We start from the raw sequence: 25,073 nt of genomic DNA, 5'->3' as shown, positions 1-25,073 counted from the left end.
ACGGCCGATACGCCAACATCACGACTATAAAAACCCGAGCCGCGAACAACGTTAGGAAAAAACCCATGTCATCGAGGCTTTCGGCGGGCGCCACGTAGGACTTTTCGCAGTCACCGACCGCAAAGCGTTTCAGGGCTCTGACCAACGGGTTGTGTCACTCAAGGACATCACGGCGTTCGCGCACAAACGCACGCTGCACACGCTCATATTGGCTCGGGGTCAGCGGCGGCGGGCCGACAGCACCGGCCAACATCCGCGGCTCACTACCGACCGCCCGCGCCTGGATCACAAAGAGCCGTACCTGCGCGCGTCGACCACGGCGGGTCGCCTCGCCCTCACGGTGAAAACCACCCAGCCACAAGCGTCTGCCTTGAGGTACGCGCACCACAGAGCTGACGGCCATTCGCCCCACCGCTCCTGCCGAGCCGGGCTTGAATGTGCTGTCCATCTGACGGCCATCCTCGAGGTTCACCAGCATCTCGATCTGATGCGCTCCGGCGAAGCGCGGGAGCACACTGGCTTCAATGCCATACCGCACGGGCTGCCAATCACCCTTATCGTCGCCGGGCCGTGGCAGGTAAAACGTATGGTTATCCTGGAAAACCGCAGGCACGTTTTCCTGGGTAAGGATTACGGGAAACGCGACGACTTTGGCCTTGCGCCGGCGCTCCAGCACACCGAGCTGTGCCATCAAGCGGTTGTCTTCCAAAGGTTCCAGTACGCGCGTCACGAAAGCCCCGGTCTCGGTTTCCTGAGCCCAGGCTGCGCCCATCCTGACGAATTCACTGCGCTCCACCTCCACTTGCCACAGCGACACCTCAATCGGCCGCTTGGGCTTGTCGAGTTCCGCCACCAGCTCCTCGAGCACCTTCACCTGAGCAGGTTTGCCCTTGATCAACAGGCTGTTTGAATCCGGATAAGCCATCACCACCAGGCTCTTGTCGGCCAGCAAACCGGGGGGGCGTTGCGTGTCCTTCTTTTGCTCGCTGGCCAGCACGGTTTCGATCATCGAGGCCATGCCCGGAACGTTGACCTGGTCGTCGCCCATCGAATACTTGCGATCCGCTACGTGCGTGTTGAACACCTGCACCACGCCGAAGGTTTGCGTGCCGACGCGGACCTCAGTGCGCTGCTTGTCCATCAGTTGAGCCAGGTGCAATACCTGGTCGACATAGTTAGGTGGCCCGGACACATAGAACGTCCGCCCGCCGCTCTCCCTCAGGGGAAAGCGCGACTCATCAAGCCCGGAACGGCGCATGAACCCGCGCAGCCTGTCGACCGAGATATGCCGCAGCGCTACCGCCGAGCTTTTTGCCTCCCCGGCGTCATACAGGTAAAGCACCTGCCCGTCGCTGTACCAGATCACGCCTTGCTGCTCGGCGACGGTTTCCAGCGTGTGCTGCGCCGCCCCAAGGTCGAATTGCCCGGTGATGGTTTTACGCGCCACCTCGCGGCTGACAACGACAGGCAAGCCCAAGGGCACCGACAGCGCGGTAAAAAAGGTATGCAGGCTTTCATCCCGCGCCTGATAGCTATCCCCCAAAGCGCACGCATTTGCCAACAGCAGTGCACCGCACAGCAGCCAGCGGCATAACCTGCGGTAACTGCGCATGGTTGCGGAATGGATAGACACGTGGATGTTCCTCGCCGTCTGGCGCAAAGAGGCGGCCATACTGGAAGGCAGCTGAGTTTCAATCTTGATGGAAAGCTGACGGCGGACTGCGCTTGAAGCCCCGTGGCATGTGCCTTGCTAAGGGCTATGTATCAAAGCCTGCACCAACGTCGGAGCAGGCTTACGGACAATGGCGTCGTTTCCCTGCAATGGCTTGCGCTGCCACCCGCGCAACCCTCAAGGGTTACGACGCTTTTTTTTGAGCAAAGGTGAGTGTTGATGAACGATTCGGTCGGCAACAGCCCGGTGAACCATCCGCTGGCCTGGGTAAACGGCAGTGACGCCCCGGAAAAGAGCAGCCTCGACCTGGGCTTCATGGCGCTGACCGATTGCGCCTCGCTGGTGGTCGCCGCCACCCAGGGTTTCGCCCAACCCTACGGCCTGACGCTGAACCTCAAGCGCCAATCATCCTGGGCCAACCTGCGCGACAAACTGGTCAGCGGCGAACTGGACGCCGCCCATAGCCTCTATGGGTTGATCTATGCCGTGCACCTGGGCATCGGCGGCGTGGCGCCGACCGACATGGCCGTCCTGATGGGGCTCAACCAGAACGGCCAGAGCATCAACCTGTCCCGCGGCCTGCAACAGCAAGGGGTGATCACTCCTGAAGCACTGGACCGCCACGTGCACCAAAGCCGCACAAAACTGACCTTTGCACAGACATTTCCCACAGGCACTCACGCCATGTGGCTGTATTACTGGCTGGCGAGCCAAGGCATTCATCCGTTGCACGACGTCGACAGCGTGGTGGTACCGCCGCCGCAGATGGTCGCGCACCTGCAAGCCGGGCGCATCGATGGGTTTTGCGTGGGCGAGCCCTGGTGTGCCAGCGCGGTGAAGCAAAACCAGGGGTTCACCCTGGCGACCACCCAGGCGATCTGGCCGAATCATCCGGAAAAGGTTCTAGGTTGCACCCAGGCGTTTGTCGATCAATACCCGAACACCGCTCGCGTCCTGGTGATGGCGATTCTCGAGGCCAGCCGCTTTATCGAGCAAAGCCAGGAAAACCGCCGCTCCACCGCACAATTACTCAGTGCTCGCGACTACCTCGATGCGCCGCTCGACTGCATCGAACCACGCCTGCTGGGTGCTTATGACGATGGCCTCGGCAACCAGTGGCAAGACCCGCATGCCCTGCGGTTTTTCGGCGATGGCGAGGTAAACCTGCCCTACCTCTGCGACGGCATGTGGTTCATGACCCAGTTTCGACGCTGGGGCTTGCTGCGCGAAGATCCGGACTACCTGGGCGTGGCCCGCCGCGTGCAGCAATTGGCTTTATACCGTCAGGCCGCTGCCGCCGTTGGCGTCAACGCAAACGCAGCGGACATGCGCAGCAGCCAACTTATCGACGGCAAAATCTGGGACGGCTCCGACCCCGCCGCCTACGCGCGCAGCTTCCGACTGCACGCCATGGCAGACCACCCCAGCCACCAAGCGCAGCGCTGACAGGACGACCTTTATGTTACGCATCCTGTTAATCAACGATACGCCGCGCAAGGTCGGCCGCCTCAAGGCCGCATTGATCGAAGCCGGGTTCGAGGTGATCGATGAGTCCGGCCTGACTATCGACCTGCCCGCGCGCGTCGAAACGGTGCGCCCGGACGTGATCCTGATCGATACCGAGTCACCTGGCCGAGATGTAATGGAGCAGGTGGTACTGGTCAGCCGCGATCAGCCACGGCCGATCGTGATGTTTACCGACGAACACGACCCGAACGTGATGCGCCAGGCGATCAAATCCGGGGTCAGCGCTTATATCGTCGAAGGCATTCAGGCCCAGCGCCTGCAGCCGATCCTGGACGTGGCCATGGCCCGTTTTGAAAGTGACCAGGCCTTGCGCGCCCAGCTCCAGGCGCGCGACCAGCAACTGGCCGAGCGTAAACGCATCGAGCTGGCCAAAGGCATGCTGATGAAAATGAAGCACTGCAACGAAGAAGAGGCCTACACCTTGATGCGCCGCCAAGCCATGAGCCGCCAACAGAAACTGATCCAGGTGGCGGAGCAGATTATCGCCATGAGCGAGTTGCTTGGCTGATCTGGCGCAGCTCTTGCTAAGCATTCACCACAGGTAACCAACGGCGGTTGCCCCTTCTACGACAAAGACGTCGCCCATCCGGTTTGCCCTCGCGAACCCGATGGCGGCGTTTTTTCGTTTTGGCCCCAGCGCCTGGGGCCGATGGGGCGGCTTTTAGCCAGCGGCCCCATCACTCGGCCTTCTTACAAGACCCCAACCGTTGAGGTGCGTGATGAAATCAAGCTTCTGGAAATCCGGGCACACCCCGACCCTGTTTGCCGCGTTCCTGTATTTCGACCTGAGTTTCATGGTCTGGTACCTGCTGGGCCCGCTGGCGGTGCAGATTGCCGCCGACCTGCACTTGACCACCCAACAGCGCGGACTGGTAGTGGCCACGCCGATCCTGGCCGGCGCGGTGCTGCGTTTTCTGATGGGCATGCTGGCCGACAAACTGTCGCCTAAAACCGCCGGGCTGATCGGCCAGGTCATTGTGATTGCCGCACTGTTCGGCGCTTGGCAACTGGGCATCCACAGTTACGGGCAGGCCCTGCTGCTGGGCGTGTTCCTGGGCATGGCGGGCGCGTCGTTTGCGGTCGCCCTGCCGCTGGCCTCTCAGTGGTATCCCGCGGAACACCAGGGCAAGGCCATGGGCATCGCCGGTGCCGGCAACTCCGGCACCGTGTTTGCTGCATTGCTGGCACCGGTACTCGCCGCCGCGTTTGGCTGGAGCAATGTGTTCGGCTTCGCGCTGATTCCATTGGTCATCACGCTGGTCGTCTTCGCCTGGCTTGCGCGCAATGCCCCGGAACGCCCGAAGGCCAAATCCATGGCCGACTACTTTAAAGCCCTGGGCGACCGCGACAGCTGGTGGTTCATGTTCTTTTACAGCGTGACGTTCGCGGCTTTATCGGCCTGGCCAGCGCCCTGCCCGGCTACTTTAACGACCAATACGGCTTGAGCCCGGTGACCGCCGGCTACTACACCGCCGCCTGCGTGTTTGGCGGCAGCCTGATGCGCCCGTTGGGTGGTGCCCTGGCGGACCGATTCGGCGGGATTCGCACCTTGCTTGGCATGTACAGCGTGGCGGCAATCTGCATCGCGGCGGTGGGTTTCAACCTGCCAAGTTCTTACGCTGCGTTGGCACTTTTCGTCTGCACCATGCTCGGCCTCGGCGCAGGTAATGGCGCGGTGTTTCAACTGGTGCCCCAGCGTTTTCGCCGCGAGATCGGCGTGATGACCGGCCTGATCGGCATGGCCGGCGGGATCGGCGGCTTCGCCCTCGCGGCAGGCATGGGCGCGATCAAGCAAAGCACCGGCAGTTATCAAATGGCCCTGTGGCTGTTCGCCAGCCTCGGCGTGCTGGCCTGGTTCGGGCTGCACGGGGTCAAACGTCGCTGGAGAACCACCTGGGGTTCGGCCGCCGTGACCGCCGCGCGCGTCTGATGGGCTTGCAACTGAGTGTCGCGCAAGCCAGCGCCATTGGCCCTCGGGCCGAAAACCAGGACGCCCTGCGCGTCGTCACACCCGTGGCGGAACTGGCGGCGAGTAAAGGTTACCTGTGCGCCATCGCCGATGGCGTCAGCCAATGCGCCGATGGCGGCCTGGCGGCGCGCTCGACCTTGCAGTCGCTGGCGCTGGACTACTACGCCACGCCGCAAACCTGGGGCGTGGCCCAGGCGCTCGAGCGTCTGTTGCTGGCGCAGAATCGCTGGTTGCAGGCCAACGGCGGCGGCCAGCCGCTGCTGACCACCTTGAGTGCGCTGGTGTTTCGCGGCCAACGCTTCACCCTCGCGCATGTCGGCGATTGCCGGGTGTATCGCTGGCTGGACGGCGAGTTGCAGCGCATCAGCGAAGACCATGTGTGGGAACAACCGGGCATGCAGCACGTGCTCAAGCGCGCGCTCGGCCTGGACCAACACCTGGTGCTGGATTTTCTCGACGGTGAACTGCGCGCAGGCGAATGTTTTTTATTGCTCAGCGATGGCGTGTGGGCCGCCTTGGGTGAGCACAGCATCAGTGCGATCCTGCGCGAGCAAACTGACCTCGATGTGGCGGTCAACACGCTGGTCAACGCCGCGCACCTGGCCGCCAGCCAGGACAATGCCAGCGCCTTGCTGGTGCGCATCGACCAGCTCGGTGCCGCCACCCTGGGCGATGCGCTGGTGCAGTTGCAGCAATGGCCGCTGCCCCCTTCGCTCAAACCTGGGCAACGCTTTGAAGGCTGGCAGGTTGAAAGCCTGCTGGCGCAGAGCCGACAGTCGTTGCTGTACCGGGTACGTGATGCCCAGCAGCAAACCTGGCTGCTGAAAACCTTGCCGCTCAACCGCGACGATGACAGCGATGCCGGCCAAGCGTTGCTATCTGAAGAATGGTTTTTGCGCCGGGTTGCCGGGCGCGCGTTTCCTGAAGTTCACGCGGCCAGTGGGCGACAGCATCTGTACTACGTGATGCGCGAATACCCGGGGCAAACCCTTGCTGAACTGTTCCGGCACCAGGGCCCATTGCCACTGGCGCAGTGGCAGTCCATCGCCGAGCGGTTGCTGCGGGCGGTGGGCCTGCTGCACCGGCGACAAATCCTGCACCGCGATATCAAGCCGGAAAACCTGCTGCTGGGTGACGATGGCGAACTGCGCGTGCTGGATTTTGGCCTGGCCTATTGCCCGGGGCTCTCCGAAGACCGCGCTCATTTACTGCCCGGCACGCCAAGTTTTATCGCACCCGAGGCGTTCAGCGGCGAGCCGCCTACGCCGCAACAGGATTTATACAGTGTCGGCGTTACCTTGTATTACCTGCTGACCGGGCATTATCCCTACGGCGAAATCGAAGCTTTCCAACGGCCGCGTTTCGCCCAGCCCGTCAGCGCCAGCCGCTATCGTCCCGACCTGCCTGACTGGTTGCCACTGAGCCTGGAACGCGCCGTGGCGGCTTCACCCGCGCAACGTTATGAAACCGCCGAAGAATGGCTGCTGGTGCTGGAGCAGGCCGACCGCCGTGAACTGAGCGTGCGACCACGGCCCTTGCTGGAGCGCGAACCGCTCAAGGTCTGGCAAAGCCTGGCCGCCATGTCGCTGCTGGTCAATCTGGTGCTGCTGTACTGGCTGTTGCACCACTAGAGGGCAAATTCCCAGGCAGCGCTGACTCAAAGCTCCAATAAACCCGCAAGCTGGCCAACTTGGCACAGCCACTGCATTAGCTTCCCCAACAACACACATACAGCCGTCCCTTCAACGTCGAAGGGGCGAGCTTCCCGAGAGAACGGGACCAGGACAAAGGCGTCCTCGCTAGATCACTAGCGGGGACGCCTTTTTTTGTTTGCGCGTAATTGGTCGAGCCATTGCGGAGAACGACATGAAAAAACTCAAATTGGTGATGATCGGCAACGGCATGGCCGGGGTTCGCACCCTTGAAGAATTGCTCAAGCTGAGCAGCGACCTGTACGACATCACCGTGTTCGGCGCCGAGCCCCACACCAACTACAACCGCATTCTGCTGTCGCCGGTGCTGGCCGGCGAGCAAACGTTCGAAGAGATCGTGCTCAACGATCTCGACTGGTACCTGGATAACCACATCAAGCTGTTGCTCAACCGCAAAGTGGTGCAAATCGACCGTGCCAAACGCCTGGTCATCGCCGAAGACGGCACCGCAGCCGAGTACGATCGCCTGCTGATCGCCACCGGCTCGACGCCATTTATCCTGCCGATCCCAGGCAATACCTTGCAAGGCGTGATCGGCTACCGCGACATCGCCGACACTCAGGCCATGATCGACACCGCCAAAACCCACAAGCACGCTGTGGTGATCGGCGGTGGCTTGCTCGGCCTGGAGGCCGCCAACGGCCTGATGTTGCGCGGCATGCACGTGACCGTGGTGCATATCGGCGAATGGCTGTTGGAGCGGCAGCTGGACAAGACCAGCGGCCAACTGCTGCAAACCGAACTGGAAAGCCGTGGCCTGGTGTTCCGTCTACAAGAACAGACCCAGGCGCTGCACGATGCCGGTAACGGCCGTGTCGGCTCGGTGCAATTCAAGAACGGCGACGTCATCCCCGCTGACCTGGTGGTGATGGCCGCCGGCATCCGCCCCAACACCGAACTCGCAGAAAAATCCGGCATCCCGTGCAACCGCGGGATTCTGGTCAACGACACCTTGCAGACCTACGATCCACGCATTTATGCCATCGGCGAATGCGCCAGCCATCGTGGCATCGCCTATGGCCTGGTTGCGCCACTGTTCGAGCAAGCCAAAGTCTGCGCCAATCACCTGGCGCAGCTGGGCTTTGCCACCTACAAGGGCTCGGTCACCTCAACCAAATTGAAGGTCACCGGTATCGACCTGTTCTCCGCCGGCGACTTTATGGGCGGCGAAGGCACCGAAACCATCACCCTCAGCGACCCGATTGGCGGCGTGTACAAAAAATTGGTGATCAAGGACGACATCCTGGTCGGCGCCTGCCTGTACGGCGATACCGCGGACGGCGGTTGGTATTTCCGTCAGATCCGTGAGAACCATGCGATTGGTGAGATCCGCGATCACTTGATGTTCGGCGAAAACGCTTTAGGCGATGTCGGCCATCAAGGCCAGGACAAGGCCATGAGCATGGCCGACAACGCCGAAGTCTGCGGCTGCAACGGCGTGTGCAAGGGCACCATCGTCAAGGCGATCCAGGCGCACGGGCTGTTCAGCGTTGACGAGGTCAAGAAGCACACCAAGGCCGCCAGCTCCTGTGGCTCCTGCGCCGGGCTGGTGGAACAGATCCTGATCAACACCGTGGGCGGTGCCGCGGACGTCAAACCGAAGAGCGAAAAGGCGATCTGCGGTTGCAGCGACCTCAACCACGGGCAAATTCGCCAGGCCATCCGCGATCAGCACTTGCTGACCATCGCCGGCACCATGAGCTACCTGAACTGGCGCACACCCAACGGCTGCGCCACCTGCCGCCCGGCGCTCAACTATTACCTGATCTCCACTTGGCCAGGCGAAGCCAAGGATGACCCGCAATCGCGCCTGATCAACGAACGCGCCCACGCCAACATTCAGAAAGACGGCACCTACTCCGTAGTCCCGCGGATGTGGGGCGGTGTGACCAATCCGTCAGAGCTGCGGCGTATTGCCGACGTGGCCGACAAGTACAACGTGCCGATGGTCAAGGTCACCGGCGGTCAACGCATCGACCTGCTGGGTATCAAGAAACAGGACCTGCCAGGGGTTTGGAAGGACCTCGACATGCCTTCCGGTCACGCCTATGGCAAATCCATCCGCACCGTGAAGACTTGCGTCGGCAGTGAGTTCTGCCGTTTTGGCACACAGAACTCGACGCAGTTGGGCATAGAGCTGGAGCATGACCTGTTCAATATGTGGTCGCCGCACAAGGTCAAGCTGGCGGTGTCCGGTTGCCCACGCAATTGCTCGGAAGCCGGCATCAAGGACGTGGGCATCATCGGCGTGGATTCCGGCTGGGAGATGTACATCGGCGGCAACGGTGGGATCAAAACCGAAGTCGCGGAGTTCTTCGTCAAGCTGAAAACCGCCGACGAAGTCCGTGAATACAACGGCGCTTTCCTGCAGCTTTACCGCGAAGAAGCCTTCTACCTCGAGCGCACCGTGCACTACCTGCAACGCGTGGGCATGGAGCACATCAAGAAGGCCGTACTGGAAGACCCGGCTCGCCGCCAAGCCCTCAACGAGCGTCTGCAGTTTTCGCTGTCGTTCGAACAAGACCCTTGGAAAGAACGCCTGGAGCAGCCGCTGCTGAAAAAGGAATTCGAGGTCATCCCCGTCAAACAGCTGGAGGTGCCGGTATGAACTGGCTGGATATCTGCGCACTCGATGAAATCAACGCCCTGGGCTCGCGCATCATCAATGGGCCCAAAGGTGATATCGCGATTTTTCGTACCAGTGATGACGAAGTGTTCGCCCTCGATGACCGCTGCCCGCACAAGGGCGGTCCGTTGTCCCAAGGCCTGATCTACGGCAAGCGCGTAGCCTGCCCGCTGCACAACTGGCAAATTGATCTGGCATCCGGCGAAGCCCAGGCACCGGACATCGGCTGCGCACACCATCACCACGCCCGCGTGGAAAATGGCCGGGTCATGCTGGCCCTGCGGGACGCGGGTTGATGAACCGCCAGGTCACCGCGTCCACCTGCTGTTACTGCGGGGTGGGTTGCGGCGTGCTGATCGAGCACGATGGCGCGCAGATCCTCGGTGTGCAAGGCGACCCGAACCACCCGGCGAACTTCGGCAAGTTGTGCAGCAAAGGCTCAAGTCTGCACCTGACCGGCGACCTGGCGGCCCGCGCCTTGTACCCGGAGCTGCGTCTGGGCAAGGGCCTGGCGCGAACACGCGCCGACTGGGAAACCGCACTGGAGCACGCGGCCAACGTGTTCGCCGAGACCATCAGCGAACACGGGCCGGACAGCGTGGCGTTCTACATTTCCGGGCAATTGCTGACCGAGGACTACTACAGCTTCAACAAGCTGGCTCGCGCGCTGGTCGGCACCAACAACATCGACAGCAACTCGCGGCTGTGCATGTCCTCGGCAGTGGTGGGCTACAAGCGCAGCCTGGGCGCCGATGCGCCGCCGTGCAGTTATGAAGACCTGGAGTGCAGCGACTGCGTAATGATCGTCGGCAGCAACATGGCCTACGCCCACCCGGTATTGTTCCGACGCCTTGAGGAAGCCAAAGCGCGGCGCCCGCAGATGAAAGTGCTGGTGATCGACCCACGTCGCACGGACACCTGCGATTTGGCTGACCTGCACCTGGCCATCCTGCCTGGGACGGATGTGGCGTTGTTCCATGGGATTTTGCATCTGTTGCTGTGGGAAGACTGGATCGACCGAGACTTTATCCAGGCGCATACCGATGGACTGGCCGAGCTGAAACGGCTGGTGCATGACTACACGCCGCAAATGGTCACGCAGCTGTGCGGGATCAGCGTCGAGCAGCTGCGCCTGTGCGCCGAATGGGTCGGTACCTCCAGCAGTTTTCTGTCGCTGTGGTGCATGGGGCTCAACCAATCCACCGCCGGCAGCGCCAAAAACAGCGCGCTGATCAACTTGCACTTGGCCACCGGCACGATTGGCCGAGCGGGCTGTGGGCCGTTTTCCCTGACTGGCCAGCCGAATGCGATGGGTGGACGCGAGACCGGCAGTTTGTCGAATTTGCTGCCCGGCCATCGCGAGGCGGCCAACCCGGAACATCGGGCCGAAGTGGCCGCGTATTGGGGTGTTGAACAACTGCCCGCCAGCACCGGGCTGACCGCCATCGAACTGTTTGAACAGGTACAGGCCGGCAAGATCAAGGCCTTGTGGGTCGCCTGCACCAACCCTGCCCAATCCTTGCCCGACCAGAACACCGTGCGCATGGCCTTGGAGACGTGCCCTTTCGTGGTGCTACAGGAGGCTTTTTGTACAACCGAGACGGCCCGTTTCGCTGACTTGCTGCTGCCGGCGGCCAGTTGGGGCGAGAAAGAAGGCACGGTAACCAACTCTGAACGGCGCATTTCCCACGTGCGACGGGCCATCGCCCCACCTGGGGAGGCGCGCCCGGATTGGGCAATCACTGTGGATTTTGCCCAGCGCCTGGAGCGACGTCTTTGTCCCGGAAAACCGAGGCTTTTCGCCTTTGAACACCCCTCGCAGCTCTTTGATGAGTACAAACTGCTGACCCGCAACCGCGACCTTGACCTGTCGGGTATCAGCCATGCCCTGCTCGATCGGATGGGTCCGCAGCAATGGCCGTTTCCCGCGGGCGCGCAATCTGGAACTGCGCGCCTGTACACCGACGGCGTATTCCCGACCGAGAGCGGCCGCGCGCACTTTGTTGCCGACCCCTACCGCGCCGCCAAAGAGCAGCGCGACGCACGCTTCCCGCTGACGCTGATCACCGGCCGCCTGCGTGATCAATGGCACGGCATGAGTCGCACAGGCACTGCAGCCCAGTTGTTTGGTCATGTGAACGAAGCACTGCTGAGCGTGCACCCGGATGAGTTGCGCCGCCATCGCTTCAAGGACGGAGACCTGGTCAACCTCAAAAGCCGTCGCGGCAGCGTGATTATTGCCCTCAACAGTGATGACAGCGTGCGCCCCGGCCAAGCGTTCCTGCCGATGCATTGGGGTGACCGTTTTCTCAAGGGTGGCGTGAATACGCTGACCCAGCCAGCCTTCGACCCTTTGTCGAAACAGCCGGAACTCAAACACAGCGGTGTGCGCCTGGAGGCTGTGCAACTGCCGTGGCAGCTGTTTGCGTTGATCGAAGGCGATGTGCAGCAACACGTCGAGGCACTGCGCCCCCTGTGCGAGGGCTTTGCCTACGTGAGCCTGAGCCTGGCCGGGCGCGAACGGCCGGCACTGGTGGTGCGCGCGGCACATACCGAGGCGCCCGACCTGCAACTGCTGACCCGTATCGACGCACTGCTGGGGCTCAACGACGGCCCAGTGATGGCGTACGACGACCCGCGTCGCTCGATCGGTAAACGCGTAAAAATCGAAAAAGGCCGGATTACCGCGTTGCGCCTGGCCGGTGAAACCCTGGCTCGGCATTGGTTGCAAAGCCTCTGGCTGGAAGGCCGCACTGACGATCAACTGCGCCGCTGGCTGCTGGCACCGCTCAGTGCGCCGCCGGGCAGTGCGGCAGCCAGCGGCAAGATTGTGTGCAACTGCAAGAACGTCAGCGAAAACGCCGTGTGCGCAGGCATCACTCGCGGCCTGGACCTTAACGGGCTCAAACAGGCGCTGGGCTGCGGCACGCAATGCGGCTCGTGCGTACCGGAAATCAAACGTCTTTTGGCCAGCAACCCGAAGCCAATCGCAATCAGTGTGTGAGGGAAAAACATGAGCGCAAAAATCTGGCTGGTGGGTGCGGGGCCCGGTGATCCTGAACTGCTGACCCTGAAGGCGGTGCGGGCCCTCCATGAGGCCGACGTGGTATTGATTGATGACCTGGTCAACCCGGCTGTGCTGGAGCACTGCCTTGAGGCGCGGATTATCAGCGTAGGCAAACGCGGTGGCTGCCGTTCGACGCCACAGGATTTTATCCATCGCCTGATGCTGCGTTATGCCCGGCAAGGCAAATGCGTGGTGCGATTAAAGGGTGGTGACCCGTGCATTTTCGGGCGTGGCGGCGAAGAAGCGATGTGGCTGCGCGAACGTGGTGTGGACGTGGAGTTGGTCAACGGGATCACGGCGGGCCTGGCCGGTGCAACAAACTGCGATATCCCGCTGACATTGCGCGGGGTCAGTCGCGGTGTAACGCTCGTTACGGCACATACCCAGGACAACAGCAGCCTGAACTGGCGTGCACTGGCCGAAAGCGGGACGACGTTGGTGGTGTATATGGGCGTGGCGAAGCTGGAGGAGATCCGTCAGCAGCTGCTGGAGAGCGCCATGGCAGAGGATATGCCGGTGGCGATGATCGAAAACGCATCGCTGCCTCAACAGCGAGAATGCCGTAGCACGTTGGGGCAGATGCACAAGGATGCGCAGGCGTTCGCCTTGAAGAGCCCGGCAATTCTGGTGATCGGCAGTGTCGCTGCGGCTGCACAGGCGGCATGCGTGGCCGTATCCGCCAGCGCCTGAGGCAAATGCCAGGCGAAAAAAAGCCCGGCCTAAGCCGGGCTTTTTTTTACCACTCAGTAATTACTGAGCAGCTTGAGCTTCTACCGAGGCTTCTACGCGACGGTTGATAGCACGGCCAGCTTCAGTTGCGTTGTCAGCAACTGGGCGGGATTTGCCATAACCAACCGAGCTTACACGGTTAGGAGCAATACCGTCTTTGACCAGAACTTGCTTGACCGCGTCAGCACGACGCTGGGACAGCTTCTGGTTGTAAGCGTCAGGACCGACGGAGTCAGTGTGACCTTCAACAACGGTGGTGGTTTGTGGGTACTGTTTCATGAAGTCAGCGAGGTTTTTCACGTCGCCGTAGCTGTTAGGCTTAACAACCGACTTGTCGAAGTCGAACTTCACGTCCAGCTCAACACGAACAACCTGAGCAACTGGAGCTTCTGGCTCTGGAGTTGGCTCTGGAGCTGGTGCTGGGGTAGGAGCTGGAGCTACTGCGCCGGCGTTGCCGCCGAAGTTCACACCCAGGCCAACCAGTGCGGAGTAATCCCACTTGCCGTTGTCCAGGTTGTAGTCAGACTCAACACCGGCACGTGCGAACAGGTTGTTGGTGAAGTAGTACTTCACGCCAGCGCCAGCGATAGCCAGGGTGGACTGATCGCGACCTTTGTGGCCGTCAACTTCAACGTTGGTACGGCTCTGGTGACCGAAACCACCTTCAACGTATGGACGCAGGGAGTCAACACCGGCCTGACCGAAGTGGTACTGAGCAGTCACGCTGCCAGTGTCACCTTTGATCTTCTGGCTACCAGTACCGTCGTTCGAACGGGTGTGGTTGGTAGTGTCGTAGTTCAGGTTGATCGACACGTCGTCGGTCAAGAAGTAACCGATGCTTGCGCCAGGGTTGAAGCCGTCTTCGATGTGCTTAACGCTATCGTTGTACTGCTTCTTGTAGAACAGCTGGCCTTCAACTGCGCCTTGGCCTTGTGCCAGAGCGCCGAAAGAAGTGGCAGCAATAAGAGAACCAATGGCAAAGCCCAAGGTGTTTTTCAGTTTCATCCGTTAAATCCCCATCTGGTGATTGTAAAGCAGTCCCACAAACCGGGGGACAACTCGGCGACAAGTCTAACAGAACTTGCCTACACGTAAGAGATATTTGCCACGCACTAAGTTTCAGTCTCGCCCGCAAATTTCTCACGTAATTTATCAAGAGCACGCTTGTAACGCATTTTTGTAGCACTCAAACCCATGTGCATGATGTCAGCAATTTCCTGAAACTCCAGCTCTGCGACAAATCGTAGCACCAAAATTTCGCGGTCAATTGGGTTCACATGCACCAACCAGCGATCGAGTCCGCCCTTTTCCTCGGGTGCCGGCGCCTTTTCTTCAGACGCTTCCTCAAGGGGGTCGAGACTCAAAGCGTCCATCAACCGACGCTTTCGCCGCTCCTTACGATACTGCGTGATGCACTCGTTATACGTGATGCTGTAGAGCCATGTCTTGAACTTCGATTTGCCCTCGAAGTTCTTCAGGCCATACAGCACCTTGAGCATCACTTCCTGACAGACATCGTCCGCATCTCTATCGTTCCCTAAATACCTTGAACAAACGTTGAACAGAGTGCGTTGATATCTGCGCATCAATTCTTCGTACGCGCGTGTTACGTGAAACAGCTCCGTGTGCGAGCGCGCGACCAACTCCTCATCAGAGAGCTCACGGGGGTCATAGCGCGTAGATAGCGTTTGGGCTTTATTCAAAACAAGTCGTGCCGACAGTCAGGTCAATGTCCGCTACAGCCCGGTCACCCGGGTTTGCGGCGGCGTACATTAGCAGGGTTTGCCGGATTAGCGGCTACTGACCTGCTGCTCCAGGAGAATCCGATTGGACAGCGATACCAGCTCACCGTCATCGGTCAGCACCGTCGTCTTGACTGTGCCGATCTCCTCGATTTGCCCTTCGACCTCGCCCACACGCACCTGTTGCCCAACCTGATACAGCTCACGCACATAGATTCCTGCAAGAATCTGACCGGCAATTTCCCGGCTTCCCAACCCCATGGCCAGCGCAACGGCCAGACCAACGGTAATCAAAACAATCACAATCACATGGTTAAGCAGGTCAGTTTTGACCTCGAGCTGGCTGATCGCGACGGAAATACTGATGATGATCACCAGCCCCTGAGCGATCCGCCCCAGGCCCGCAGCATAGTCCAGCCCCACGCCTTCAGCGGCTCCGCGCACCAGCCCATTGGCCAGTTGCGCCAGTAAAACGCCTACGAGCAGCACCAGCGCGCCACCGAAAACCTTCGGCAAATACAGCGCCAGCATGTCGAGCGTAGCTGAAACTCGCTCAAGTCCAAGGGATTGAGCTGCAGAAACCAGAAAAATAAGTAAAACGAACCAGTAAACGATCTTCCCGATGAGGGTCGAGATCGGCACTTGCAGCCCGGCACGACCCAACAGCTTGGTCAGGCCCGTGCCTGCCATCAAGCGGTCCAGGCCCAGTTTTGCGAGCAATTTGGACAGCAGGGTGTCGAGCAGCTTGGCCACGACAAAGCCCAGCAAGACCAAAACCAGAGCACCAAACAGGTTGGGAATGAAATTCGCTACCTTGGTCCACAATGCAGTCATCGCAGTGACCAGGCTCTGGGTCCAGAGATCAAGTTCCATATTCAATCAGCCTTATCAGCAGTGCGAGCAAGAGGTTTACGACGGGAAACCGGCGACACATGGGCCGAACCATTGTTCAGAGCCATCATCAGCGCTGGCAGCCAACGACCGAGCAGCCCGAACAGATCTCCCGCACCTACCTGACGGTTGGCGGTTTTCAACACGCGACCCAGGCAGGCGTCGTCGTCACGGTTGGACGGCGAAGCATTAAGCATGTCACGCAATGACTGTTCGAACGGATCGTGCATAAAGACCTCTCGCAAGTGATTTAAAAGACGAGGGTTAAATTCCTGGGGTCACATGTACCCCCTACTACGTTCAGGTCATATTCAGGTCAAACCCAGCGCAATCGTCGAAATAGCCACCATTGTCCCAAGGCGACGACCACCATCATCAGGCACGCAATCATGAATCCGTAGGGGCTGGCGGAGAACGGAATCCCGCCCACATTTATACCCAGCAAACCGGTGAGAAAACTCATCGGCAAAAAAATCCCGGTGATGATACCGAAGCGGTACATGGTGCGATTCATCCGCAGGCTCAATCGCCGGTCTTCGGTCTCAAGCACAAGCCCCACGCGCTCTCGAGCCAATTCGAGCTCTTCCAGGTAACGCGTCAGGCTGTTGTGTAATTCGTTCCAGTAGTCAGCATCGTCATCACAAAACCACGGCAATTTGGTTCGCGTCAGCTGGGCAAAAATATCTCGCTGAGGGGCGAGGAAACGTTTGAGCCCCGCCGCGCGCCGACGGATCTGCAGGACGCTGCCATGTTCCGGAGTATACCGTTCGTCGGCATCCAATTTTTCTTCTTCGATATCGACGACTTCAGACAGATCGGTAACCAGATCCTGCACTTTGTTGGTCAGGTACTGCGCCATATAAAGGATGAGTTCCGAAGCGGTTTTCGGCCCTTTGCCCTCCGCCAGTTGCACCAGCAACTCATCGGTCGCGCGCAGCGGACGCAGGCGCAAGGAAATCACGCGATCGGCCGCTGCGAAGATCCGCACCGACACCATGTCTTCCGGCTCGGCGCCCGGGTTCAGGTTGACCCCGCGCAGAAACAGCAGCAATTGGGCTTCGGGCAGCGGCAACAGGCGCGGACGGGTGTTTTCCTCCAGCAGCAAATCGCAGGCAAACTCGCTCAAGCCACTGGATTTACGCAGCCAGGTCTGGGTCTGCGGATGGCTGCGATCCCAATGCAGCCACAAGCTTTCCTGAGGCTGCAGTTGCAAGTCGTCGAGCTCAGTCCGGGCAATCGAACGCGCACCGCCTTTACCGTCCAGCACCAGGGCATGCACCAGCCCCCATTGCGCGTTTTCTTCCTCGAACATCCTCACCCCTATCGGCAACAGCAGTTTATTCAGGCATTTTCAGCGGGCTGGGCGAGACGATCACGCCGTTATTGTCCGCATAAATGTATTCACCGGGGCGGAACGTCACGCCGGCGAAGGTCACCACCACGTTCAGGTCGCCAATGCCGCGCTTGTCGGTCTTCATCGGGTGAGTGGCCAGCGCCTGTACGCCCAAATCGGTTTGGGCAATGACATCGACATCACGGATGCACCCGTAGATCACCAGCCCTTCCCAGCCGTTTTTTGCGGCTTTCTCGGCAATCATATCGCCGAGCAACGCGCGACGCAGGGAGCCACCACCGTCGACCACCAGCACCTTGCCGGCGCCCGGCTGATCGGCCTGTCCCTTGACCAGGGAGTTGTCCTCGAAGCATTTGATGGTGACGATCTCGCCGCCAAAGGAATCCCGGCCACCGAAATTACTGAACATCGGCTCAACCACCTGCACCAGCTCCGGGTAGGCGTCGCACAGATCGGGCGTCACGTAATGGTTCATCGAGAAACTCCTGTCATCAAAGAAGAGGTCGAACATCCCACGGTGTACATCAGAAAAACGTGTCGCAACAGGCAATCTTTAACGGTTCACCGGTTGGCGGCGGCCATGATCGGACTCGCTTCGTCGCAACGCAATAGCGACTGCGCGACTGAATATGACCAGAAGCGTTTAACGCGTCATATCTTAGCCGCAACCACACACGAGTGAAACGCCCTTGGCAGAGCGCTTGATCAAACAGCTGCCAGTACCTGCGGGTACGCCCCGGCCAAGGGTGTCAGTGGATCGTTCAACCACCGCACCACCATTGGCCATACCTCGGCTTGAGCAGCTTTGCTGACCAGCATCTCGACATGCCCGAAATCCCCGCTGAAGCCCTGCTGGCGACCCAGACACAGGTATTGGCGGTGCTCGGAGCCGACTTGCTCGAACAACTTGCGGCACGCCCAATCCGGGTCCTGCTGGTCACCGGCGGCACTCACCGCCAACAACGGCACATCGACTTCGGCGAGGCCTTTCCACCAATCCTGTTTGCCATCGCCAAAGCGACCGAACAGGCCGTTCCAGCGCATGGCTTCGATCATCACGCCCGCAGGCTCATCCTCCGGACCACGCTTGAACCGCGCGCCGGACACCTCGCCAAAGCGTTTCAGGAGCAAACGAGCGGTCCACTCCACCGGTGGAATTTTCAACGGCCAGTGGGTACGGCTGACCTGGCAACCAAACAACGCCACCGAGGCCACCGCTTGCGCCGCCAGGTGCTGCCCGCCGAGGGCCGCAGCCAGTGCGGTACCGCCCAGGGAATGCCCGATCCAGTGCGGGATTTGTGCACTTTGCTCATGCACAAACGCGCCGATGGCCGGCAAATCGTAACGCGCGTAGTCGGCAACGCGATTCTTCGCGTAGTCATGGTTGCGCTTGGACAAGCCATGCCCGCGCATTTCTGCGATCCACACATCAAAGCCCTGGCGCGCCAGATAAGCGCCCAAACCGATGCCTTTGGGCGAGTACCAGAAACGTCGGTTGGAAAAACTACCGTGTAACAAAATGACCGGCGTGCCCCGGTTTTCCGGGACATCGGCCAGGCCCAAACGCGTCACGGCCAGCTCGACGGTGCCGTCAGGGCTGTTGCCGGGTTTGAGGCGATACACATCTTCACTCAGGTCGCCGCGACGTTCAGCACTGATCAGGGCGACGGGAAACAGGTTGCTGCTGCTTTGCATAATGCTCTTGCACAAAAAAGGGCGGCGTCCGGAAGGAGTTCCGCCCTGCACAGATAAGAGTGCCGGTCACCCTTGAGGCGTGACCGGCACTTTTTAAGTCACGACTTAGGCGGACGCTTGCCCTTCCGCCAGGAAGAACCAGGTTTCCAGCACGGAATCGGGGTTCAGCGAGACGCTTTCGATACCCTGTTCCATCAGCCATTTGGCCAGGTCCGGGTGGTCGGAAGGGCCCTGGCCGCAGATGCCGATGTACTTGCCGGCCTTATTACAGGCCTGGATGGCGTTGGCCAGCAGCTTTTTGACCGCAGGGTTACGCTCATCGAACAGGTGGGCAATGATCCCCGAGTCACGGTCCAGGCCCAGGGTCAGCTGAGTCAGGTCGTTGGAACCAATGGAGAAACCGTCGAAGAACTCCAGGAACTCTTCGGCCAAAATGGCGTTGGACGGCAGCTCGCACATCATGATGACGCGCAGGCCGTTTTCACCACGGCTCAGGCCGTTTTCTGCGAGCAGGTCGACCACTTGGCTCGCCTCGCCCAAGGTACGCACGAACGGCACCATGATCTCGACGTTGGTCAGGCCCATCTCATTGCGCACGCGCTTGAGAGCACGGCACTCAAGCTCGAAGCAGTCGCGGAAGGCCTCGCTGATGTAACGCGAGGCGCCACGGAAGCCCAGCATCGGGTTTTCTTCTTCGGGCTCGTAGAGCTTGCCGCCGATCAGGTTGGCGTATTCGTTGGACTTGAAGTCCGACAGGCGCACGATGACCTTTTTCGGGTAGAACGCCGCCGCCAGGGTGCTGATGCCTTCCACCAGTTTCTCGACATAGAAGCCCACCGGGTCGTTGTAGCCGGCGATGCGCTTGTCGACGCTTTCCTTGATGTCCAGCGGCAGGCCGTCGTAGTTCAGCAGGGCCTTGGGGTGCACGCCGATCATGCGGTTGATGATGAATTCCAGGCGGGCCAGGCCCACACCGGCGTTCGGCAACTGCGCGAAATCAAAGGCGCGGTCCGGGTTGCCGACGTTCATCATGATCTTGAACGGCAGGTCCGGCATGGCATCGATGGAGTTTTGCTTGATGTCGAAGCCCAGCTCACCTTCAAAGATGAAACCGGTGTCGCCTTCAGCGCAGGATACGGTCACGCCCTGGCCGTCTTTCAACAGTTGGGTCGCGTTGCCGCAACCCACCACCGCAGGAATGCCCAGCTCACGCGCAATGATCGCCGCGTGGCAAGTACGCCCGCCCCGGTTGGTGACGATGGCGCTGGCGCGTTTCATCACCGGCTCCCAGTCCGGGTCGGTCATGTCGGACACCAGCACGTCGCCCGGCTGGACTTTGTCCATCTCGGACACGTCCTTGATGATCCGCACCTTGCCGGCGCCGATGCGCTGGCCGATGGCACGGCCTTCCACCAGCACGGTGCCGGTTTCTTTCAGCAGGTAGCGTTCCATGACGTTGGCGGAAGTGCGGCTTTTCACGGTTTCAGGACGCGCCTGCACGATGTACAGCTTGCCGTCATCACCGTCCTTGGCCCACTCGATGTCCATCGGGCACTTGTAGTGCTTTTCGATGATCATCGCTTGCTTGGCCAACTCGCTGACCTCAGCGTCGGTCAGGCAGAAACGCGCGCGCTCGGCCTTGTCGACTTCAACGGTTTTTACCGAGCGACCGGCCTTGGCCTCGTCGCCGTAGATCATCTTGATGGCCTTGCTGCCCAGGTTGCGGCGCAGGATCGCCGGGCGACCGGCCTCAAGCGTGTGTTTGTGGACGTAAAATTCGTCCGGGTTGACCGCGCCCTGCACGACGGTTTCGCCCAGGCCGTAGGCGCCGGTAATGAACACCACGTCACGGAAACCGGATTCGGTGTCCAGGGTGAACATCACGCCGGCGGTGCCGGTTTCCGAACGCACCATGCGCTGCACGCCGGCAGACAAAGCCACCAGCTTGTGGTCGAAACCTTGGTGTACGCGGTAGGAAATGGCGCGATCGTTGAACAGCGAGGCGAACACTTCCTTGGCGGCGCGGATGACGTTTTCGACGCCGCGGATATTCAGGAAGGTTTCCTGCTGACCGGCAAAGGAGGCATCCGGCAAGTCTTCGGCGGTGGCCGAAGAGCGCACGGCAACGGCCATGTCCGGGTTGCCGGCCGACAATGTAGCGAAGGCGGTGCGGATTTCTTCGTTGAGCTTCTCGGGGAACTCGGCGTCCATGATCCATTGACGGATCTGGGCACCGGTCTTGGCCAGGGCATTGACGTCATCGACGTCCAGGGCGTCCAGCGCGGCGTGGATCTGGGCGTTGAGGCCGCTCAGCTCGAGGAAGTCGCGGTAAGCCTGGGCCGTGGTGGCGAAACCACCGGGCACCGAGACACCAGCGCCTGCAAGATTACTGATCATCTCGCCGAGGGATGCGTTCTTGCCCCCCACATGCTCTACATCATGGACGCCGAGCTTATCGAGGGAAACTACGTACTCTACCAAGGTGATCTCTCCACTTTCTGTGTTGGAAAAGCTCAGGACGCCAGCGGCTCAGTAGGAGCAAACGCCAGCGCTTGTGGCCTGGACCTGGAAAATAAGTGAGAATGCGGCCCACTGCGGGACGGCAAAATCGCGCCTATCATATCCAAGATTCGCCATCAGCTTAAGGCCCAGGGCTCAAATGAAACGATCTGCTTTCTTTATCTCCGACGGCACCGGCATCACAGCCGAAACATTGGGTCAGAGCCTGCTCGCGCAGTTCGAAAACATTACCTTCGCCAAATTCACGCGGCCCTATATCGACAGCGTGGATAAAGCGCGAGCCATGGTACAACAAATCAATCTGGCGGCTGAAAAAGACGGTTTTCGGCCGATCATTTTCGACACCATCGTCAATCAAGACATCCGTGAGATCCTCGCCACCTCCAATGGTTTCATGATCGACATCTTCTCCACGTTCCTGGCGCCACTGGAACAGGAGTTGAGTGAACACTCCTCCTACTCAGTAGGAAAGTCCCATTCCATTGGCCACAACTCCAACTATATGGAGCGTATCGAGGCGGTAAACTTTGCCCTCGACAACGATGACGGCGCCCGCACTCATTACTATGACAAGGCCGATTTGATCCTGGTGGGCGTGTCCCGCTGCGGCAAAACCCCGACGTGCCTGTACATGGCCATGCAGTTCGGTATCCGCGCCGCCAATTACCCGCTGACCGAAGACGACATGGAGCACCTGACGCTGCCGGCCGCCCTGCGCGCGCACCAGCACAAGCTGTTCGGCCTGACCATTGACCCGGACCGCCTCACGGCGATTCGTAACGAACGCAAGCCCAATAGCCGCTACTCCAGCTACGCACAGTGCGAGTTCGAAGTGCGCGAGGTGGAAAATCTGTTCCGTCGCGAGAATATTGCGCACATCAATTCCACGCATTTTTCGGTGGAAGAGATATCGGCGAAGATTCTGGTGGAGAAGGGTGTAGAGCGCAGGTTCAAATAACTGCGCTGTCTGAACTGACGCCTTCGCTGGCAAGCCCGCTCCCACATTTGACCGAGTTCCTACACTGGAATGCATTCAAATGTGGGAGCTGGCTGGCCTGCGATGAACGATAACGCGGTAAACCTGCCTACAGGTGAAACCTGCCGCCACCCTGCCCCAACGCCGTCGCCAGCGCATCAAACCCAGCCCGCAAAAGTTGATCGTCACCCGACGTATTACAAATACTCGCCCGAATAAACTGCGGCACCGCCGTTTGCCCTACCGCAAAGGCTTCGGCCGTGGCGATCAGGTAATTATTCTGCTTAAGTTCCGCCTCGATTTCCGACGCGCGCCAGGGCTCCGGCACTTCAATCCAAAAATGCGGGCTGTTGAGGTGGGTGCGGTACTCCAGGCCGCTCAGCAGGTCGCGCACCAGGGCTTTGCGGCGGCTGATCTCGTTGATCTGCTGACGTAGCAGGTATTCCGCCGTGCCGTTTTCGATCCACTGGGTCGCCAGTTCCAGGGTTACTGGCGTGGCCATCCAGCACGTCGAGCGCAAGGCCGCCGAAATACGACTGACCAGCGCCGGTGGCGCATGCACGTAGCCCACCCGCAACCCCGCGGACACCGCTTTGCTCAGGCTACTGATCAAAATCGTACGTTCAGGCGCGAAATGGCTGAGGGGCGGCGGCCGATCTTCTACCAATACGCCGTGGGCTTCGTCTTCAAGAATCAGCAGATTGTGCTCGCGACACACTTTGACCAACGCTTCCCGGCGCGCGACCGACAACACCGCCGTGGTCGGGTTCTGGATGGTGGGCGTGCAGTACAACGCCGAAACCCGGTGATTACGACAGACTTCATCCAGTGCGCCCGGCAACACGCCTTCTTCGTCCATCTCCAGGCCGATCAGCCGCACGCCGAGCATGCGCGCGGCCGTGATCAGCCCGGGATAGGTCAGCTGTTCGGTGACCACCGTATCGCCCGCCCGCAGCAATGCCATCATCGCGCACAGCAGGCCATGCTGGCCGCCATTGACGCAGATGACCTGCTCGGGAATCGGGTGAAAATCACGCTGCACCAGCCACTGCGCCCCGGCCTCACGGTAGCGGGGCAAACCGGCATCCGGGGTGTAGGCGCTGATGTCCTGGAGGAACTTGGCGTTGGTCGACAAGGTTTGGAAGCTCTGGGCCAGAAACACCGTCTCCTGACCAGGAATATGCATGTTACGGCTCATGTCGAAGTAATGGCGCGGCTCCTCGCTGACGTTGCGAAAACCTTCATCACGCTGGCGCTCCATCCCACGCTTGCGCACGAAAGTGCCGTCACCCACCCGCGCCACCACCAACCCGAGGCGTTCCAGTTCGCCGTAGGCTCGGCTGATAGTGCCGATGGTTACACCCAGATTGTCGGAAAGCACCCGATGGGGCGGCAGTTTTCGTCCGGGTTCAATCAAGCCTTCGAGGATGCCCCGTTCCATCACATCGGACAGGCGCTTGTACTTCACGCCCTGACCGCTGGACAACCCCTCACGCATAATTGACACCATGTCAATATTTGTTTTGACAGCCATCATTCGCCCTAATAGTGTGCTTTTACGGGTTCAATCACCGAATGAAACAACTTAATACACAGTCAATATAGAGTTCAATTCCGGCTCAGGGAAGCAATAAACGATGCCAATGTCCGCCGTTCTTGAAAACACAACAAAAACAAAAACTCAGAAACAGTGGTTGGCCGGCCTGGTAACCAGCGTGATGTTTCTTATCGTGTGCCTGAGTTGGGGCACTACGTGGCTGGGGATCAAGATCGCCGTCGAGAGCGTGCCACCGCTGACCTCGGCGGGCCTGCGCTTCCTGATCGCCTTCCCGCTGTTCCTGTGTTTCGCTCTGGTGCGCCGCGAGCCCATCCTGTTCCCGCGCGAAAGCCGCTGGTTCTTCGTATTCGTGACACTGTCCTACTTCAGCGTTCCCTATTACCTGCTCAACTACGGCGAGATGCATGTCTCTTCCGGCCTCACCGCGCTGCTGTTCAGCTGCATGCCGGTGTTTATCCTGATTTTCTCCGCGCTGTTTCTGCGCGAGCGCATCTATTTTTCCCAGGTGGTCGGCATCGGCATCGGTTTCGGCAGCCTCTACATGATCATCAAGAGCCAGGGCCTGCACCTGGACCACGCCGAATTCTTCGGGGTGCTGGCGATTCTGACCGCCGCGATCATGCATGCCTTGTGCTACGTCATTACCAAGCAAAAAGGCAGCGCCATCAGCGTCATCACCTACAACACCCTGCCCATCGGCATTGCCGGGTTGATGCTGTTTGTGGCCGGCCTGTGGTTTGAAACACCCACCTTCGAAACCATCACGCTGCGTTCCTGGAGCGCGCTGTTCTACCTGGGGCTGGTGGCGTCGGTGGGCGGGTTTATCGTGTATTTCATGCTGCTCAAGCGCTTGAGTCCGATCATTCTGTCGTTCGTGTTCATCATCTTCCCGGTATTCGCGGTGATCATCGGCGCCTGGTACGAAGGCGTGGAAATTTCCCGTGACCTGATGCTGTACTCCGCCATCCTGCTGGCTGGTTTCGCGATCACCAAGCTGCCTGTCGAAAAACTCCTGGCCAAGAAAAATTGAGCCTC

Annotated in this window: 19 protein-coding genes and 1 pseudogene; 10 read left to right on the top strand and 10 right to left on the bottom strand. The window is 60.0% G+C overall.

The features are described 5' to 3' along the window. Positions 1-154: 154 nt before the first annotated feature. Positions 155-1,612 carry a type III secretion system outer membrane ring subunit SctC gene (gene sctC, locus ACM530_RS18330; protein ID WP_416365104.1) on the bottom strand — a complete coding sequence of 486 codons (1,458 nt, stop codon included), beginning with the start codon at positions 1,610-1,612 and terminating at the stop codon, positions 155-157. Positions 1,613-1,891: 279 nt separating this feature from the next. Between sctC and ACM530_RS18325 the strand changes: the two genes are divergently transcribed. From ACM530_RS18325 to cobA, 8 genes and pseudogenes are all read left to right on the top strand, one after another. Then, the gene (locus ACM530_RS18325) at positions 1,892-3,118 is read left to right on the top strand and encodes a CmpA/NrtA family ABC transporter substrate-binding protein (protein WP_416362840.1); all 1,227 of its coding nucleotides are present in this window, start codon (positions 1,892-1,894) and stop codon (positions 3,116-3,118) included. Between the two features lie 13 nt (positions 3,119-3,131). Then, positions 3,132-3,707, top strand: a complete 576-nt coding sequence (locus ACM530_RS18320) for an ANTAR domain-containing response regulator (RefSeq protein ID WP_083357333.1) — start codon at positions 3,132-3,134, stop codon at positions 3,705-3,707. Between the two features lie 211 nt (positions 3,708-3,918). Beyond that, positions 3,919-5,129 (top strand): annotated as a pseudogene (locus tag ACM530_RS18315) (nitrate/nitrite transporter). After that, complete coding sequence (locus ACM530_RS18310; protein WP_416362839.1) at positions 5,129-6,799, top strand: protein kinase domain-containing protein; 1,671 nt, start codon at positions 5,129-5,131, stop codon at positions 6,797-6,799. The pseudogene ACM530_RS18315 and the gene ACM530_RS18310 overlap by 1 nt, the downstream one beginning before the upstream one ends. 235 nt (positions 6,800-7,034) lie before the next feature. Continuing rightward, positions 7,035-9,488: a nitrite reductase large subunit NirB gene (gene nirB / locus ACM530_RS18305; RefSeq protein ID WP_416362838.1), complete on the top strand. Its 2,454-nt coding sequence runs from the start codon at positions 7,035-7,037 to the stop codon at positions 9,486-9,488. Then, positions 9,485-9,802 (top strand): nitrite reductase small subunit NirD, encoded by a 318-nt coding sequence (gene nirD / locus ACM530_RS18300; protein WP_145159126.1) that lies wholly within the window; start codon positions 9,485-9,487, stop codon positions 9,800-9,802. Before nirB ends, nirD begins: the two co-directional genes overlap by 4 nt. Then, positions 9,802-12,510: a molybdopterin-dependent oxidoreductase gene (locus tag ACM530_RS18295; RefSeq protein ID WP_416362837.1), complete on the top strand. Its 2,709-nt coding sequence runs from the start codon at positions 9,802-9,804 to the stop codon at positions 12,508-12,510. Before nirD ends, ACM530_RS18295 begins: the two co-directional genes overlap by 1 nt. A 9-nt stretch (positions 12,511-12,519) precedes the next feature. Next, the gene (gene cobA / locus ACM530_RS18290) at positions 12,520-13,263 is read left to right on the top strand and encodes a uroporphyrinogen-III C-methyltransferase (protein WP_369301367.1); all 744 of its coding nucleotides are present in this window, start codon (positions 12,520-12,522) and stop codon (positions 13,261-13,263) included. A gap of 60 nt (positions 13,264-13,323) precedes the next feature. Here the strand turns inward: cobA and ACM530_RS18285 are convergent, their stop codons facing one another. The 8 genes from ACM530_RS18285 to ppsA all read right to left on the bottom strand — a co-directional run bounded on the left by ACM530_RS18285 (position 13,324) and on the right by ppsA (position 21,465). After that, complete coding sequence (locus ACM530_RS18285) at positions 13,324-14,307, bottom strand: OmpA family protein (RefSeq protein WP_106576304.1); 984 nt, start codon at positions 14,305-14,307, stop codon at positions 13,324-13,326. Positions 14,308-14,414: 107 nt separating this feature from the next. Further along, complete coding sequence (gene sigX / locus ACM530_RS18280) at positions 14,415-15,005, bottom strand: RNA polymerase sigma factor SigX (RefSeq protein ID WP_003193286.1); 591 nt, start codon at positions 15,003-15,005, stop codon at positions 14,415-14,417. Positions 15,006-15,092: 87 nt separating this feature from the next. Then, a complete protein-coding gene (locus ACM530_RS18275; protein ID WP_003193288.1) occupies positions 15,093-15,917 on the bottom strand; it encodes a mechanosensitive ion channel family protein in 825 nt (274 codons plus the stop codon). 2 nt (positions 15,918-15,919) lie between these two features. After that, positions 15,920-16,165 carry a hypothetical protein gene (locus ACM530_RS18270; protein ID WP_005790375.1) on the bottom strand — a complete coding sequence of 82 codons (246 nt, stop codon included), beginning with the start codon at positions 16,163-16,165 and terminating at the stop codon, positions 15,920-15,922. Positions 16,166-16,251: 86 nt separating this feature from the next. Beyond that, complete coding sequence (locus tag ACM530_RS18265; RefSeq protein ID WP_145159135.1) at positions 16,252-17,247, bottom strand: zinc transporter ZntB; 996 nt, start codon at positions 17,245-17,247, stop codon at positions 16,252-16,254. Positions 17,248-17,272: 25 nt separating this feature from the next. Beyond that, entirely contained in the window at positions 17,273-17,764 is a 492-nt protein-coding gene (rraA, locus tag ACM530_RS18260) for a ribonuclease E activity regulator RraA (RefSeq protein ID WP_416362836.1), read from the bottom strand. Between the two features lie 230 nt (positions 17,765-17,994). Then, positions 17,995-18,984, bottom strand: a complete 990-nt coding sequence (locus tag ACM530_RS18255; RefSeq protein ID WP_416362835.1) for an alpha/beta fold hydrolase — start codon at positions 18,982-18,984, stop codon at positions 17,995-17,997. Positions 18,985-19,089: 105 nt separating this feature from the next. Continuing rightward, complete coding sequence (gene ppsA, locus ACM530_RS18250; protein WP_106576300.1) at positions 19,090-21,465, bottom strand: phosphoenolpyruvate synthase; 2,376 nt, start codon at positions 21,463-21,465, stop codon at positions 19,090-19,092. 178 nt (positions 21,466-21,643) lie between these two features. Here ppsA and ACM530_RS18245 point away from each other — a divergent pair, with 178 nt between their 5' ends. Beyond that, complete coding sequence (locus ACM530_RS18245) at positions 21,644-22,462, top strand: pyruvate, water dikinase regulatory protein (protein ID WP_058412273.1); 819 nt, start codon at positions 21,644-21,646, stop codon at positions 22,460-22,462. A 127-nt stretch (positions 22,463-22,589) separates the two neighbouring features. Here the strand turns inward: ACM530_RS18245 and ACM530_RS18240 are convergent, their stop codons facing one another. After that, positions 22,590-24,014 carry a PLP-dependent aminotransferase family protein gene (locus ACM530_RS18240; RefSeq protein WP_416362834.1) on the bottom strand — a complete coding sequence of 475 codons (1,425 nt, stop codon included), beginning with the start codon at positions 24,012-24,014 and terminating at the stop codon, positions 22,590-22,592. Positions 24,015-24,174: 160 nt separating this feature from the next. On the opposite strand from ACM530_RS18240, the gene ACM530_RS18235 reads away from it, so the two are divergent. Next, positions 24,175-25,068 carry a DMT family transporter gene (locus ACM530_RS18235; protein WP_164487959.1) on the top strand — a complete coding sequence of 298 codons (894 nt, stop codon included), beginning with the start codon at positions 24,175-24,177 and terminating at the stop codon, positions 25,066-25,068. Positions 25,069-25,073 lie beyond the last annotated feature (5 nt).

The sequence above is a fragment of the Pseudomonas sp. NFX183 genome, from assembly GCF_047943075.1.
In the GTDB taxonomy this organism is placed as follows: Bacteria; Pseudomonadota; Gammaproteobacteria; order Pseudomonadales; family Pseudomonadaceae; genus Aquipseudomonas.
The sequence above is the reverse complement of the archived record's forward strand: the minus strand, read 5'-3'. Positions and strand labels throughout refer to the sequence as shown.